Annotated in this window: 13 protein-coding genes; 2 read left to right on the top strand and 11 right to left on the bottom strand. The window is 45.8% G+C overall.

What is annotated here, in order from left to right; translation table 11 throughout:
• Positions 1–41: 41 nt before the first annotated feature.
• The gene (locus tag FFF34_013375; GenBank protein ID TSD64884.1) at positions 42–386 is read left to right on the top strand and encodes a four-helix bundle copper-binding protein; all 345 of its coding nucleotides are present in this window, start codon (positions 42–44) and stop codon (positions 384–386) included.
• Between the two features lie 63 nt (positions 387–449).
• On the opposite strand, the gene FFF34_013380 is transcribed toward FFF34_013375, so the two are convergent.
• The 3 genes from FFF34_013380 to FFF34_013390 are packed head-to-tail and all read right to left on the bottom strand — an operon-like array spanning position 450 to position 4,238.
• Positions 450–2,603, bottom strand: a complete 2,154-nt coding sequence (locus FFF34_013380; protein ID TSD64885.1) for a xanthine dehydrogenase family protein molybdopterin-binding subunit — start codon at positions 2,601–2,603, stop codon at positions 450–452.
• Positions 2,604–2,607: 4 nt separating this feature from the next.
• The gene (locus tag FFF34_013385; protein ID TSD64886.1) at positions 2,608–3,597 is read right to left on the bottom strand and encodes a xanthine dehydrogenase family protein subunit M; all 990 of its coding nucleotides are present in this window, start codon (positions 3,595–3,597) and stop codon (positions 2,608–2,610) included.
• Complete coding sequence (locus FFF34_013390) at positions 3,594–4,238, bottom strand: (2Fe-2S)-binding protein (GenBank protein ID TSD64887.1); 645 nt, start codon at positions 4,236–4,238, stop codon at positions 3,594–3,596. The genes FFF34_013385 and FFF34_013390 overlap by 4 nt, the downstream gene beginning before the upstream one ends.
• 112 nt (positions 4,239–4,350) lie before the next feature.
• Here FFF34_013390 and FFF34_013395 point away from each other — a divergent pair, with 112 nt between their 5' ends.
• The gene (locus tag FFF34_013395) at positions 4,351–5,538 is read left to right on the top strand and encodes a class I SAM-dependent rRNA methyltransferase (protein ID TSD64888.1); all 1,188 of its coding nucleotides are present in this window, start codon (positions 4,351–4,353) and stop codon (positions 5,536–5,538) included.
• Between the two features lie 18 nt (positions 5,539–5,556).
• Here FFF34_013395 and pgl read toward each other — a convergent pair whose 3' ends face one another.
• The 8 genes from pgl to FFF34_013435 form a co-directional block, all read right to left on the bottom strand.
• The gene (gene pgl / locus FFF34_013400; protein TSD64889.1) at positions 5,557–6,291 is read right to left on the bottom strand and encodes a 6-phosphogluconolactonase; all 735 of its coding nucleotides are present in this window, start codon (positions 6,289–6,291) and stop codon (positions 5,557–5,559) included.
• Between the two features lie 5 nt (positions 6,292–6,296).
• Positions 6,297–7,811, bottom strand: coding sequence for a glucose-6-phosphate dehydrogenase (zwf, locus tag FFF34_013405; GenBank protein ID TSD64890.1), 1,515 nt, complete (start codon positions 7,809–7,811; stop codon positions 6,297–6,299).
• Between the two features lie 83 nt (positions 7,812–7,894).
• Positions 7,895–9,325: an NADP-dependent phosphogluconate dehydrogenase gene (gene gndA, locus FFF34_013410; protein TSD64891.1), complete on the bottom strand. Its 1,431-nt coding sequence runs from the start codon at positions 9,323–9,325 to the stop codon at positions 7,895–7,897.
• 1 nt (position 9,326) lies between these two features.
• The gene (locus FFF34_013415; GenBank protein ID TSD64892.1) at positions 9,327–9,950 is read right to left on the bottom strand and encodes an HAD-IA family hydrolase; all 624 of its coding nucleotides are present in this window, start codon (positions 9,948–9,950) and stop codon (positions 9,327–9,329) included.
• Between the two features lie 12 nt (positions 9,951–9,962).
• Positions 9,963–11,057, bottom strand: a complete 1,095-nt coding sequence (gene tal / locus FFF34_013420; GenBank protein ID TSD64893.1) for a transaldolase — start codon at positions 11,055–11,057, stop codon at positions 9,963–9,965.
• Positions 11,058–11,148: 91 nt separating this feature from the next.
• Positions 11,149–11,844 carry a ribose 5-phosphate isomerase A gene (gene rpiA / locus FFF34_013425; GenBank protein ID TSD64894.1) on the bottom strand — a complete coding sequence of 232 codons (696 nt, stop codon included), beginning with the start codon at positions 11,842–11,844 and terminating at the stop codon, positions 11,149–11,151.
• A gap of 74 nt (positions 11,845–11,918) precedes the next feature.
• Positions 11,919–13,925 carry a transketolase gene (gene tkt, locus FFF34_013430; GenBank protein TSD64895.1) on the bottom strand — a complete coding sequence of 669 codons (2,007 nt, stop codon included), beginning with the start codon at positions 13,923–13,925 and terminating at the stop codon, positions 11,919–11,921.
• A 21-nt stretch (positions 13,926–13,946) separates the two neighbouring features.
• Positions 13,947–14,702, bottom strand: a complete 756-nt coding sequence (locus FFF34_013435; GenBank protein TSD64896.1) for an ROK family protein — start codon at positions 14,700–14,702, stop codon at positions 13,947–13,949.
• Positions 14,703–14,910 lie beyond the last annotated feature (208 nt).

Below are 14,910 nucleotides of genomic sequence, written 5' to 3' on the forward strand. Positions count from 1 at the left end.
AACTATAGCGCATTATAAATATAACATTAATGCATACAGCTATGGAAAATCATGATCATACCGCCCTCATCGAAAAATTGTTGGCCTGTGTGGCGGCCTGCCAAAATTGCGCCACCGCCTGTTTACACGAAGAAAATGTAAAGCCAATGGTAAGGTGCATAAGCCTTGACAGGGATTGCGCAGATATTTGCGCCTTGACAACCACCCTGCTACAGCGCGAATCGGAGATTGCGCACCAGTTTTTAGTGCTTTGCGAAGAGATATGTATAATGTGCGCAAAAGAATGCAGCATGCACGAGCATCAGCATTGCCAGATATGTGCCCAGGCCTGCCGCGAATGCGCCGAAGCATGCCACAAGCACCACCAGCCGATATTGCAGGATTAATAAATACCTGCTTTATAATAAGCCGTATCAACACAGGCATTCTGCATTAATACGGCTTATTAATTATATCAATTTATCGGGTGTTATAGGCAGATCGCGAACGCGTTTGCCAGTAGCGTTATATACCGCGTTGGCAACAGCCGCCGCCATACCTATCAATGCTATTTCGCCCATGCCTTTTGCACCCATCGGGTTAATATAAGGGTCGGGTTTGTTTACAAAAAGAGCATCTATCTGTGGGATATCAGCATTAACCGGTACATGGTAGTCGGCAAGGTTATTGTTGATGTAGCGGCCATAACGGTGGTCTATGACCCCTTCTTCCATTAGTGCCATGCCTATACCGCCTATTGCCCCGCCAACCACCTGGCTGCGCGCAGTTTTAGGGCTCATGATACGGCCCGAATCGGCAACGCATACTACCTTGTCTATTTTAACCACACCTGTTGCCGGGTGCACCAATACTTTGGTAAAATGCACCGACCATGATTGCATCGAATACTTTTCGTTATTTGGCCCGCCCTGCGATTTGGTTAATACCTCTACCGATGGCAGGTTTTTATCTTTTAATATTTTAACGTAGTCAAGCTTGTCGGTACCTCCATTGCCTGTTAATTGCTGAAACTTTTCTTTTAACACGTTACAGGCATCGTACACCGCCGAACCTACTGTTGACGTTACCGCCGAACCACCCTGCATAGGCGCATTAGGCAGCGACGAATCGCCCATCTCAAATTTTATTTTATCGGGGCTTAGGCCGGTCTGTTCGGCTGCTATCAGTACCATGGCGGTACCAGTGCCCGGGCCTATATCGCTTACGGCTGTTTGCAGGGTAAGTGTGCCGTCGGCTTTCATGATAGCCCTTACAGTGGCCGTATCGCGGTAGGCGCCAAACATGCCGCCACCCATGCCATAGCCTACCAGCCAGCCATTTTGCTTAAGGGTTCCGGGTTCGGCTTTACGGTCTTCCCAGCCTATTTGTTTTGCACCCATTTCGTAGGCTTCATCCAAATACTTGCTGGAGTATTCTTTACCGTTATCCGGATCTTTTTTGGCGTAGTTTTTTAGGCGTAAGGCAATCGGGTCCATTTTTAGGGCGTACGATAACTCGTCCAAAGCCGATTCCAGCGCAAAGGCACCGGTAGCCTCTCCCGGCCCGCGCATCCACGTTGGAGTATTTACATCCAGCGAAACTATTTTATAACGTGTGGTTACATTGGGGCAAGCATACAATCCCTTGCTGGTGTTTATTGGTCCTTCCGCAAAATCTTCGAAGGACGAGGTTTGCCCCGCGGCCTCGTGGGTGATACCAACCAGCGAGCCATCGGCATTAGCGCCGATACCAATTTTTTGCCAGGTGTAAGGCCGGTAACCTACCGATGTAAACATATCGGGGCGACTTAACACCAGTTTAACGGGGCGTTTTACAACCTGCGCGCCTAATATGGCAGCAATTTCGTGCGGCCATACTTGCAGCGCGCTGCCAAAAGCTCCACCCACATATTGCGAGTTTACCTGCACATTGTTTACAGGTAGTTTAAAGGCTTTGGCAATATCTTCCTGCGTGGCTTTTACGCCTTGTGTTTTATCCCAAACGGTTAGTTTATCTGGTGCATCCCATTTGGCTATAATGGCATGCAGTTCCATAGGGTTATGTATCTCGTTGGGTAATACATATTCCTGTTCCAGCTTTACCGGTGCCGATTGCCATGCATCTGTAGTGCCGCGCGTAAAATCTTTACCGCCCCAGGGCGTGCTGCCTTTGCTGATATCAACTGGCGGCCTGGTATTGTGCTCCTCCTTATTGTATTGCGCCTTAACCAACGATGCCCCGTATAAGGCGCGTTCGTAGGTATCGGCCACTACCATGGCTACAGGGTGCCCGTTATATAATATTTTATTATCGTTAAAAACCAATAACGGCCCGGCCTTTATTTCGGGTTTGCCCGGGTTTTTAGCCTTTTGGTGCCCCGGCACTTTTGGTGTGTTTAAGTGCGTGATAACGGCCAGTACACCCGGCGCTTTTTCGGCGGCTTTGGTATCTATGCCGGTAATAGTGCCTTTAGTAATAGTGCTGCCCACCAGTACAGCATAGGCCATACCGGGCAGTTTATATTCGGCGGAATATTTTGCCGCGCCGGTTACTTTTGCTCGTCCGTCTATACGGCCCATACCATCCGAAGAGGATGGTACTGCTTTTGTAAGTTGTTTTTCCATGGTATTAAACTAAGCCTGACGCGTGTTTTAACGCCTCGGTGATGGTAGCCGGGGCAAGTTTTAATTTAAATGCATTATACTCATGAGCAACCGCCCCCTGTAAGGCTATTTGTGCGGACTGCTTAAAGTTTTCTTCGGTTGGCGTTTTGCCTATTAGCGCCTTTTCGGCATCAAACAAGCGCCATGGCTTGTGCGCCACGCCACCCATTGCAAGGCGTGCGCCTTTTATTACTCCGCCCTGTATATCTAAAGCAGCCGCTACCGATACCAGCGCAAAGGCGTATGATTGCCTGTCGCGCACTTTTAGGTAGTAACTATTTTTGGCGAAGTTATTGGCAGGAATCTCTACTGCTATGATCATCTCGCCCGGTAAAAGGGTGTTATCCAGCTCAGGATGTTGTCCGGGCAAGCGGTGAAAATCAGTAAATGGTATGCGCCTTTCGCCTTTTGTACCCGCTACTACAGCAGTAGCATCTAAAGCGGCTAAAGCCACGCACATATCGCTTGGGTGTACGGCTATGCATTTATCGCTTGCACCAAAAATGGCATGCATGCGGTTGTAACCTTCCATTGCGCCACAGCCTGTGCCCGGTTCGCGTTTGTTGCAGGGCAGGGCGGTATCGTAAAAGTAACTACAGCGGGTGCGCTGCATCATATTACCGCCAACAGTTGCCATATTGCGTAATTGTGGCGATGCCCCGGCCTTTAATGCCATTGATAACAAAGGGAAGAGATCTTTAACGCGTGCGTTTTCGGCAACAACGCTATTTAACGCCAAAGCCCCTACAGTCATCGTCATCACATTTCCTTGTGATTCGCTTATATCTTTTAAAGGCAGGTGGGTTATATCCACCAGTTTATCGGGCGCGGTTACACCACGTTTCATCAGGTCTACCAGGTTGGTGCCGCCCGCTATAATTTTGGTGCCGGGTTTGCTAATGGCGGCTATAGCGCCTTCGCGGGTATTGGCCCTTACGTATTGAAACTGTTTCATGCAGATTGCCCTCCATTCTTTACTTCCAGTATAGCGTTAACAATATTTGGGTAAGCCCCACAGCGGCATATGTTACCGCTCATATATTCGCGTATCTCTGCTTCAGAATTGGCATGCCCCTCTTTTATACAAGCCACTGCCGACATGATTTGCCCCGGGGTGCAATATCCGCATTGGAAGCCATCATGCTTAATAAATGCTTCCTGCATAGGGTGCAATTCGTCGCCTTTGGCAAGGCCCTCTATGGTGGTTACTTTTTTACCGTTGGCCATTACGCCAAGTGTTAGGCAACTGTTTACCCGTTGCCCGTCTACATGTACGGTACAGGCTCCGCATTGGCCATGATCGCAACCTTTTTTGGTGCCGGTAAGGTCAAGCTGCTCACGTAAAATATCCAGCAGGGTGGCCCGGGGCTCAACCGATAGGCTGTGAACCGTGCCATTCACTTCCAGTTTTACGGGCAGTTTTTCAAAAACGGCAGCAATGGCATCATCTACATGTTCTTCCGCGGCCTTAAGGGCGGTTGCAGGTGTTAGTGCCACAGCAGTTATTAATGTAGACTGCTTTATAAAATTACGGCGCGATGGGTCGTTGGGGTCCTGGTCCTTTAGGGTACGCGGACATCTTATTTCGTTTTCCATACAAGAAGGCTTATAAGGGTGAATTTACCTGATTAATAACAGAATAATCAAGCGAATGTGTTATTTATAATGATACTAAAAAGCACATCGCGCTAATTATTACCTTTGCTGCATGATTGATGTTGTATTAAAGAAGGGAAAAGAGAAAGCGGTGCTGCACAGGCACCCCTGGGTATTTTCGGGCGCTATAGAAAATGTTAAAGGCAAACCAGCCAATGGCGATGTAATACGCCTGCTGGATGCTAAAAAGGATTTTTTGGCCTACGGCTTTTACAACGACAAATCGCGGGTGGCGGTGCGCCTGCTGGAATGGGATGAAAATGTTGCCATTGACGATAACTGGTTTAGGGCAAAAGTGCGCATGGCTGTTGCCGGTCGTGACCATATCTTGGCCGATGGAAGTACCGATACCTGCCGTTTGATTTTCAGTGAATCGGACTACCTGCCGGGCCTGATAGTTGATAAATATGCTGACCATCTGGCCGTGCAGGTATTAACATCGGGGATGCAAAATGCCATGCCGGTTATTATTGATGAACTGAATGCGCTGTTAAAACCTGCCAGTATTTTTGATAAAAGCGACGCGGCATCGCGCCTGCACGAAGGTTTGGAAACAAACAATACTTTATTAGCCGGTAGCCAGCCGCCGCCACTGGTGATGGTTAAAGAGAATGGTATTAGCTATGGCATTAACATCGCCGAAGGGCAAAAATCGGGCTTTTACTGCGATCAGCGCTATAACCGCCAACTACTGGCCGGCTATGCCAATGGTAAAAGCATGCTGGATTGCTTTTGCTATACCGGCGGCTTTACCCTTAATGCGTTAAAAAGCGGTGCGACGGCGGTAACCAGTGTAGATAGCTCGGCACTCGCGCTGGAAACACTTACCGAAAATATAAGACTTAATGAATTTGAAGGCGCAGCACATACGGCCATTAAATCGGACGTGAACGTACAGCTGCGTAAGTTTAGGGATGAGGGAGCTCTTTTTGATATTGTGGTGCTCGATCCGCCAAAATACGCGCCATCGCGTTCGGCACTTGACCGTGCCTCACGTGCCTATAAGGATCTTAACCGCCTGGGCATGCAGCTGCTAAACAGCGGCGGGCTGCTGGCTACCTACTCCTGCTCGGGTGCTATGGATATGGAAACCTTTAAACAGGTATTGGCCTGGGCCGCACTGGATGCGGGCAAACAGGTGCAATTCATCTACCAGTTTCATCAACCGGAAGACCATCCCGTTAGGGCATCATTCCCCGAAGGAGAATATTTAAAAGGCCTATTATGCAGGGTTTGGTAATTAGTTTATCACAATAACTTAGCCCTGCTTGTTTGTTAAGGCAGCAGCCGCGGCTTCATCTAAAAACCAAAGCAGGTCGCCATTGCCGCTTGGTTTAATAAGCTGGGCGGGGTATTCCTTTATATTGGTTTTATCTTCTAAAATGTGTTTAACGGCCTCGGCTTTGCCTGCACCATAAACTAAAAACACTATATAGTGGGCGTTATTTATTAACGGCGCGGTAAAGGTTATGCGGTTCATTTTTACCTCATCAATATATAGCGCCTGCACTGATGCCGTTTCGTCGGCCAGTACTGATGTATGCGGGAATAATGACGCGGTGTGGGAGTTATCGCCCAGGCCAAGCAGCACCATATCAAAACAGGCATTATGCCCATCAAAAAAGTTGATGAGATTTAGCGTATAGTTTTTGGCAGCCTCTTCGGCTCCGAGGTTAGTTTGCACCGCAAATACATTGGCGGGGTTAATATTCAATGGGTCGAACAATGCTGTTTTAGCCATCAGGTAATTGCTATCCTTGTGGGTTAATGGCACATCTCGTTCGTCTCCAAAAAAGAAAAACACCTTATCCCAATCTATTTTATTGGCATAGTTAGAGGCAAGCAGCTCGTACAATTTTTTTGGCGAGCTGCCGCCTGATAATGCGATAGAAAAACGACCATTCGCATCAATACTTTTTGCAGCTACAGCTGCAATATATTCTGCTAAGTTTTGCAGTACCTCGGTATCCGTTTTAAATATTTTAAGTTCCATAGCTATTACTTTTTACCGTTAACCGGCAGGGTGAACCAGTTAAACCCGTCGCGCGCTATTAATGCTTCGGCAGATTCGGGGCCCCACGAGTCGGCAGAATAATTAGGGAAGTTCAAACTCTTTTTATTTTGCCAGGTGTTTAGTATCGGCATCACCAGATCCCAGGCTGCTTCTACCTGGTCGCCGCGCATAAACAGGGTTTGGTCGCCAAGCATAGTGTCTAATATTAGCGTTTCGTAGGCTTCGGGTGCCTGGTTGGCATAAGTGCCCTTATAATCAAATACCATATCTACTACGTTTAACACCATATCAATACCGGGGCGTTTGGCCTGCACCTGTAAACGAATGCTCATTTCGGGCTGTATGCTAATGATCAACCTGTTTTGCTGCCAGCTTTCGGCTGCTTCGGTAGGGAATATCAAATGCGGCACATCCTTAAACTGAATGGTAATAACCGATGATGACTGGTGCATTCTTTTACCTGTGCGAACGTAAAACGGTACGCCCTGCCAGCGCCAGTTGTCAACAAAAAACTTAAACGCGGCAAAGGTTTCGGTGTTCGAATCCGGATCAACCTTTGGTTCTTCGCGGTAGCCGGGCACTTCTTTACCTTTCATCCAGCCGCTGCCGTACTGGCCCCTAACGGCCGAGTTGCGTACATCTTCGGGCGTAAACCTGCGCATAGCCTTTAATACATCCACCTTGCGGTCGCGCACCTCGTCGGCTATAAAGCTAACAGGGGGCTCCATTGCTATGTGGCAAAGCAATTGCAGCAAGTGGTTTTGTATCATATCGCGCATAGCGCCAGATCCATCGTAATAATCGCCGCGCTCTTCAACGCCTAGTTGTTCGGTTACCGATATCTGCACATGCTCTATATAATTACGGTTCCACAAAGGCTCCATAATAGAGTTGGCAAAGCGGAAAGCCATAATATTTTGCACGGTTTCTTTACCCAGGTAATGGTCTATACGGTATATCTGGCATTCATCAAATATACCCGAAAGCAGGGTGTTAAGCTCTTTGGCTGTTTCCAGGTCGTGGCCAAAAGGTTTCTCGATAATTATCCTTACTTTATTTTTATCCTCGGCCAGTTTTGCCTTTGATATGTTGGAAGCAATAATTGGGAAGAAGTTTGGCGCTACTGCCAGGTAAAATAACACGTTTGCCTTTGTTTTCCACTCGGCGTTATGTTTATCAATACGTACACCAAATTCTTTATAAGTTTCAAAGTCGGTAGCATCCGATACCTGGTAGTAAATGCTTTTTTCAAACTCGGCCCACTTTTTCGGGTCGCTTTTACCGCTACGCGAAAATTGGTTAATATCGTTATGCAGGTTTTCCCTGAATTGCTCATCGGTAAGCTTGGTACGACCAGTACCTATTATGGAAAATTGCTTTGGCAGCCATCCATCTAAAAATAAATTATAAAGGGCCGGTGCAATTTTGCGTGAATTTAAATCGCCCGTTCCACCAAAAATGATGAATATGGTAGGTTCTGACTTAGTGGTTGTGCTCATGATAATATTTTTTTGAGAGAGAATCAAGACCGCAATTTAATTTGATCGATTTCTGACTTGATTCTTATCTCCTGGCTCTATTTTTAATCTTTAGTAGGTGCCCATTGTGTGTGGAAAGTACCTTCCTTGCCTATCAATTCGTAGGTATGCGCGCCAAAGTAATCGCGTTGTGCCTGTGTTAAGTTTGACGGCATACGCTCGCTGCGGAAAGCATCAAAATAACTTAATGATGAGGCATAAGCCGGTGCTGCAATACCTGCGGTAACGGCCGCGGCAACCACTTTGCGTATGCCGGGCAGTGTGCCTTCAACCAAAGCTGCTACATCGCTGTCTAACAGTAAATGTTCAAGTGTTTTATCCTTGCCGTAAGCACCGTAAATGTTTTCTAAGAATTTTGAACGGATGATACATCCGCCGCGCCATATTTTGGCTATCTCATCCAGTTTCAGCTCATATTTATACTCCGCCGATGCTAATGATAACATGTGCATGCCTTGCGCGTAGCTAATTATCATGGTGAAATAAAAGGCCTGCTCCATAGCGGTTAACAACTCGGCAGCATTGCCCTCAATAGCCTCGTGGTCTGTAGTGCTGTAAATGCCCGCCGCCTTTGTACGCAGCGATTTGTATTTAGAAAGATCGCGCATTGCTACAGCGGTATCAACCGTAGGGATGGGTGCCTGCAGGTCCATAGCGCTTTGCGATGTCCATTTACCGGTACCCTTTGCGCGGGCCTCATCCTTAATATCGTCTAACAACAGATGGTCTGTCCCGGGTGCTTTATATTTAAATATGTCTTTGGTAATATCCAACAGAAATGATTGCAAACGGCCTTCGTTCCACTCAGCGAATACTTTGCCAATGGCATCGTTATCCATCTTAAGGCCTTTCTTCATTATTTCGTAGGTTTCGGCCAGTAATTGCATTATACCGTACTCGATACCATTATGCACCATTTTTACAAAGTGACCAGATGCGCCCGGCCCAATGTAGGTTACACACGGAACGCCATCAACCTTAGCGGCAATAGCTTCAAATATGGGCTTCATCACGTTATAGGCGTCTTTATCGCCGCCCGGCATCATGCTTGGGCCTTTGCGCGCACCTTCTTCGCCACCAGATACACCCATGCCAAAAAAGTGCAGGCCTTTTGCCTCCAGCTCGTCTACACGGCGGTTTGTATCGGTAAAGTGCGAGTTACCGCCATCAATTAAAATATCGCCCTTATCAAGCAAGGGGGTAAGTTCTTCAATTACGGCATCAACAATTTTACCGGCAGGCACCAGCATCATAATGGCGCGCGGCGAGGTTAAGCTTTGTATAAATTCCTTTACATCGCCAAAGCCTTTTGCCTTACGGTCGCCGGCTTCTTCGTTTAACGATGCTACCTTACCTGTATCTTTATCATGCCCTGCTACTGCAAAACCATGGTCGGCCATGTTTAGCAGCAAGCTGCGGCCCATAACGCCTAAGCCTATCATGCCAAAGGCATATTTATCTGTTGTTGAGCTCATGTTAATTGAATTTTTCGTTCTTAAGATCGTTTAATATATTTTTTGTTTGCTCAAAGTTGGTATGATGGAAAGCACGTATGCCCAGCCGCTCTGCCGCTTGTACAAACATTATCCGGTCGTCAAAATACACACACTGGCTTGGCGTTGCCTGGGCAATGCCCATTGCCAGCTGCCATATACCCGGGTCGGGTTTGCGCATTTTTACCTCGCACGATGATATAAAGGCATCAAAACACTCGTGCAGTTTAAATTTTTGCACGCGGTAATCGTTCAGTTCTTTACCCTCGTTGTTAATGGATATGATACGGAAACCGCAATCCTTTTTCCACTGCTTTAACCATTTGAGCATATCGGGTAGTTCAACAGATTGCGCATAGATGAACTCTTTAAAATCCTCTCGCACAAAATCGCGCGGGTGGTTAAAAATCACCCTATCAAGGTATTCATCCAAAGTGATGCTGCCAATTTCGTATACGTTGAAAATGAAATTGTGCAGCGCGTTCACTTCTTCGTAATCTAACCCAAACTTTTTAGCCGCTTCGTGCCTTGATTCGTGCCCCCAGCCATTGCTCAGCAATATGCCCCCAACGTCAAAGAAGAGTATTTTAAGATCGGAGTTATTCATTACTTAACGCGATTAAACCTTGCTTTTTTGATCTTCTATAGCCTTAAGTAATTTTTCGAAAGGTTTGTTGAATTTATCGATGCCTTCATCTTCCAACTTCTGAGTGATCTCGTCAAGGTTAATACCTGCGGCTTTGATCCTGGCTAAAGTTTCGGTTGCCTGGTCTAAGCCCAGCATTAAAGTATCGGCTGCAATACCATGGTCGCGGAAAGCTTCGATGGTTTCTAACGGAACAGTATCAACAGTATCGGGGCCAATAAGCGCCTCTACATACTTAGTATCTTTAAACGCAGGGTTTTTACTACCGGTACTGGCCCAAAGCAAACGCTGTGGTTTGGCGCCTTTAGCTTCCAGTTTTTTCCAGCGCTCAGTACTGAACACTCTTTTATAAATTTCGTATGCTTTTTTCGCTGATGCAACGGCTACTTCGCCTACAAGGTCTTTTAAGCCTTTTTCTTCTAATAATGGGTCAACCACAACATCTATACGGCTTAAAAAGAAACTGGCTACCGATGATATGTGCTCGATATTATGGCCTGCGGCCAGGTGGTCTTCTAAACCCGAAATATAGGCTTCGGTAACTTCTTCGTAGCGCTCTAAACCAAAAAGCAGGGTAACGTTTACATTAATGCCCTTAGCAATGGTTTCGCGTATGGCTTTTAAACCCGGTTTGGTACCCGGTATCTTTATCATTACGTTTTTGCGGTCTACCTGCTTCCAAAGCAGTTCGGCTTGTTTGGCAGTACCTTCGGCATCCAGTGCTAAAAATGGCGACACCTCTAAACTTACGTAACCATCGGCACCTACAACACCTTCGTTGTATAAAGGGTTAAAAAGGTCGGCAGCTGCCTGTATATCTTTTATAGCCAGTTTAAAAAATAACTCTTCGGTTGTTCCGCTGTCTTTACCATATTCTGCAATGTCAGCGTCATAGTCTGACGAGCTTGAGATTGCTTTCTCAAAAATAGCAGGGTTGGATGTTACCCCACGGATGCCATCCTCGTCAATTAATTTTTGCAGGTTACCGCTGCTGATTATCTCGCGGTCAATAAAATCAAGCCAGATGCTTTGGCCGAAATCATGTATTTTTTTTACTTTATTTTCCATAATTCGATGTTCTCTTTATATAAAGGTCTAAATTAATATATTTAATATTGTAACGGCAATCTCCTAATTGTGCTATAGCCGTGTAAACTCCTTACCTGTTTGATGCTACCATTATTTGCAGATCGTACCCTATAAATAATCCGCTTTCTATTACGCCTGTTATAGCTTTAATATCCCGTTCTAAAGTATCGGGTACACTATTAAAGTGGCAGTCCAATATCAGGTTGTTGTTCTCTGATATAATTGGGCCATCCTTACCTACAGCCGGGCGTAGCTTAATGCTGTTAGCGCCTAATTTTTCCAACTCTTCCTCAACATGCAGCAATGCCTGCGGAAACACCTCGATGGGGATAGGAAAGTTAGTGCCTATTTTGTCAACTATCTTGCTATCATCAACAATTATATAATTTACAGGGCTGCTGCTTATCAATAGTTTCTCTTTAAACATTGCCCCACCGCGGCCCTTTATCAGGCTGTTATTAGGGTCAACCTCGTCGGCACCGTCAAATAACCAATCGGGCTTGTGCTCAAATAAGGTAGTTAAGGGTATGCCTAGTTTGCTGCAAAACATCGATATTTCTAACGATGTAGGGATCGCCAGCAAATTTAGCTTTTCAGCCTTTATGCGTTCGGCAATGGCCAGCAATGCCAAATAAACCGTAGAACCCGAACCCACACCAAGCACATCGCCATCCTTTACCTTCGCGGCAATTTCAGCGGCTACCTTTTGCTTGCCGCTTTGGTTAATGATCTCGGAAGACCATTGCAGGTTGTTTATTAAACTCATGGTTAAAGAATCAGGAAGCCGGGAACCAAGAGCCAGGATTATCCTGTTTCTTGGTTCTTAACCTCTTGTATCTATTATAACAATGCTTTCGCTTTTTTAACTACGTTATCCACTGTAAAGCCAAAGTGCTTGTACAACTCATCTGCCGGGGCCGATTCGCCAAAGGTGGTCATGCCCAGCATATCGCCTTCGTCGGTAGTGTATTTATGCCATCCCATTGGTGATGCCATTTCAACAGCTAAGCGTTTGCGGCTCGCCTTAGGCAACACCTGCTCTTTATAAGCAGCGTCCTGCGCCTCAAACAACTCCCACGATGGCATACTTACCACGCGAGTTGATATCCCTTCGGCTTCCAGCTTGGCTTGTGCCTCCATTATAAGGGCAACTTCGCTACCTGTAGCCAATAATATCAAGTCGATTTCTTTGCTGGCTTCTGATAATATGTACGCACCTTTCTCTAAACCATCAGCTTTACCATACTTGTCCTGGTCTAATATTGGCAAGCCCTGGCGGGTAAACACCAATACTGTTGGGCCACCTTTTTTAGCGATGGCTACCTTCCAGGCGTATGCGGTTTCGTTGGCATCGGCTGGGCGTATAACCGTAACATTTGGTATTGCGCGTAACGATGCTAAATGCTCAATAGGTTGGTGGGTGGTTCCATCTTCCCCTAAGCCTATACTATCGTGGGTGTAAACAAATATCGGGCTTATCTTCATAATAGCCGCCAAACGGATTGGCGGGCGCATATAATCGGCAAACTGCAAAAAGGTTGCACCAAACGGCAACACCCCTTTTGTTAGGGCCATGCCATTTAAAGCCGAACCCATGGCATGCTCGCGTATGCCAAAGTGGAAATTACGGCCACCCCTGTTCTCGGAGGTAAATGAATCAAATTCTTTAAGGTTGGTTTCTGTAGATGGGGCCAGATCCGCAGCACCACCAATTAGGTTTGGCAAACTTGCCGCAACAGCGTTTAATACCTTGCCCGATGCCTGGCGGGTAGCCATTTTAGGGTCGGATGCTTTAAATACCGGTAATTTATCTGCCCAGCCTGTTGGCAGTTCGCCTTTAAAGGCGGCTTCGTACTCGGCAGCTAATTCAGGGAATTTCTCTTTGTATTTAGCAAAAAGCTCGTTCCATTTTTCTTCCGTTTTGATGCCGCGTGCACCTTTCTCATTGTAATATTTCAGTACCTCGGCAGGTACGTTAAATGATTTCTCAGGGTCGAAGCCAAAGAATTCCTTAACTAATTTGATCTCGTCAGCACCAAGCGGCGAACCGTGTGAACCTGCAGTACCCGATTTGTTAGGGCTACCATACGCGATAAGCGAACGAACGCGTATTAGCGATGGTTTTTGTGATTCAGATTTCGCGTTGATCAATGCCAGCTCTAAAGCATGGGTATCGTTAACATCCGTTACTTCCTGCACATGCCAGCCATAGGCACGGAAACGCGCCGATACATCTTCATTAAAGGCGATATCGGTACTCCCCTCAATAGATATGTGGTTATCATCGTATAAATAGATAAGGTTACCTAACTGCAGGTGCCCGGCTAAAGAGGCCGCCTCAGAGGTTACGCCTTCCATCATGTCGCCATCGCTTACTATCGAGTAGATGCTATAGTTAAAAAGATCGAAACCAGGTTTGTTATAACGGGCAGCTAAATGTTTTTGTGCTATGGCAAAACCAACACCGTTGGCAAAACCCTGGCCCAACGGGCCGGTGGTTACATCAACACCCGGTGCCAAGCCATACTCGGGGTGGCCGGCGGTTTTGCTGTTTAACTGGCGAAACGCCTTGATATCATCTAAAGAAAGATCGTACCCGGTTAAATACAAAAAGTTGTATTGCAAAATACATGCATGGCCCGCAGAAAGGATAAACCTGTCGCGGTTTGCAAAATCGGGGTTCTTAGGGTTATAATTTAAAAACTTTGTCCAAAGTACATGGCCCATTGGCGCCAAAGCCATTGCGGTGCCGGGGTGGCCCGAATTTGCCTTTTGTACTGCATCTGCCGAAAGTATCCTTACGGTATCTATCGCTAATTGTTCAAGTTCATCGTTTTTCTTATCCATGTTATTATAAAAAGAAGGTTATTACTTAGTTGGGGTTGCTATAACTGTTTTTGTTACGGGTTTTACTGCTTGCTGCCATAACCTTGCCCCGCCTTTTATCCCGTCGGCATTGGTTACAATTTTCATGTTTTTATCAAGCTTAAAATTAAGCACATCAGAATTGCCGCCGCCTATATATAAAGTGTCGTAATTGAATACTGTTTTCAATATCTCAAAAACGCGCTGAATACGTTTATTCCATTTTTTAATGCCCTCTTTGTCCAGGGCCCTGTCGCCTATATAATCGTCATAATCTTTGTTTTTTGATAAGGGCAAGTGGGCAATCTCAAAATGTGGCAAAAGTATGCCATCCATTAGTAATGCGGTTCCAAAACCGGTACCCAGGGTTATCACCATCTCGAGCCCTTTTCCGCTTACCACACCAAGGCCCTGCATATCGGCATCGTTTACTACCTGGGTATCTTTACCCAATTCCTTTTCGATATTTTTACGCAGGTCAATATCTTTCCAAAAATCGTTACCAAGGTTGGGGGCTGTTTTAACTACACCATTTTTTACATAGCCCGGGAAACCCACCGATATTTTTTCGTAAGTGGGGAAATCTTTAACTAACGTTTTAATAGCTTTTACCACATTGTCCGGATTGGCCGGGTTTGGCGTTACAATTTTTTTGTAATCTATTAACAGCTCGCCTTTGGCATTTAAAATTGTGGCTTTAATATGCGAACCACCGATATCAACAGAAAGGACTTTTAATTGGGCAGGTGTAGTTTTCATGAACCGGCGATATATTATTGAGTGTATAATTCAGGTTTCAGCCTGTAAATATCACATTTTTAATAATAAATAGATATTAATTACCCATTTATTAAACACCAAATAAACACTATAACGGTAAGATTAATATAACCCTTGTGTTATTTTATTTGTAATATTAGTAACTAACATACCTTGCGTTAAAAAGGTTTCTTTTGAGTTTATTTTG

This window comes from Inquilinus sp. KBS0705 (assembly GCA_005938025.2).
Classification (GTDB): domain Bacteria; phylum Bacteroidota; class Bacteroidia; order Sphingobacteriales; family Sphingobacteriaceae; genus Mucilaginibacter.

Bases quoted from the DNA above. Each gene is read 5' to 3' on its own strand.
- FFF34_013390 (TSD64887.1), bottom strand. From the start codon at position 4,238: ATGGAAAACGAAATAAGATGTCCGCGTACCCTAAAGGACCAGGACCCC.
- tal (TSD64893.1), bottom strand. From the start codon at position 11,057: ATGGAAAATAAAGTAAAAAAAATACATGATTTCGGCCAAAGCATCTGG.
- FFF34_013375 (TSD64884.1), top strand. From the start codon at position 42: ATGGAAAATCATGATCATACCGCCCTCATCGAAAAATTGTTGGCCTGT.
- FFF34_013385 (TSD64886.1), bottom strand. From the start codon at position 3,597: ATGAAACAGTTTCAATACGTAAGGGCCAATACCCGCGAAGGCGCTATA.
- zwf (TSD64890.1), bottom strand. From the start codon at position 7,811: ATGAGCACAACCACTAAGTCAGAACCTACCATATTCATCATTTTTGGT.
- tkt (TSD64895.1), bottom strand. From the start codon at position 13,925: ATGGATAAGAAAAACGATGAACTTGAACAATTAGCGATAGATACCGTA.
- FFF34_013380 (TSD64885.1), bottom strand. From the start codon at position 2,603: ATGGAAAAACAACTTACAAAAGCAGTACCATCCTCTTCGGATGGTATG.
- gndA (TSD64891.1), bottom strand. From the start codon at position 9,325: ATGAGCTCAACAACAGATAAATATGCCTTTGGCATGATAGGCTTAGGC.
- rpiA (TSD64894.1), bottom strand. From the start codon at position 11,844: ATGAGTTTAATAAACAACCTGCAATGGTCTTCCGAGATCATTAACCAA.
- FFF34_013415 (TSD64892.1), bottom strand. From the start codon at position 9,950: ATGAATAACTCCGATCTTAAAATACTCTTCTTTGACGTTGGGGGCATA.
- FFF34_013395 (TSD64888.1), top strand. From the start codon at position 4,351: ATGATTGATGTTGTATTAAAGAAGGGAAAAGAGAAAGCGGTGCTGCAC.
- pgl (TSD64889.1), bottom strand. From the start codon at position 6,291: ATGGAACTTAAAATATTTAAAACGGATACCGAGGTACTGCAAAACTTA.
- FFF34_013435 (TSD64896.1), bottom strand. From the start codon at position 14,702: ATGAAAACTACACCTGCCCAATTAAAAGTCCTTTCTGTTGATATCGGT.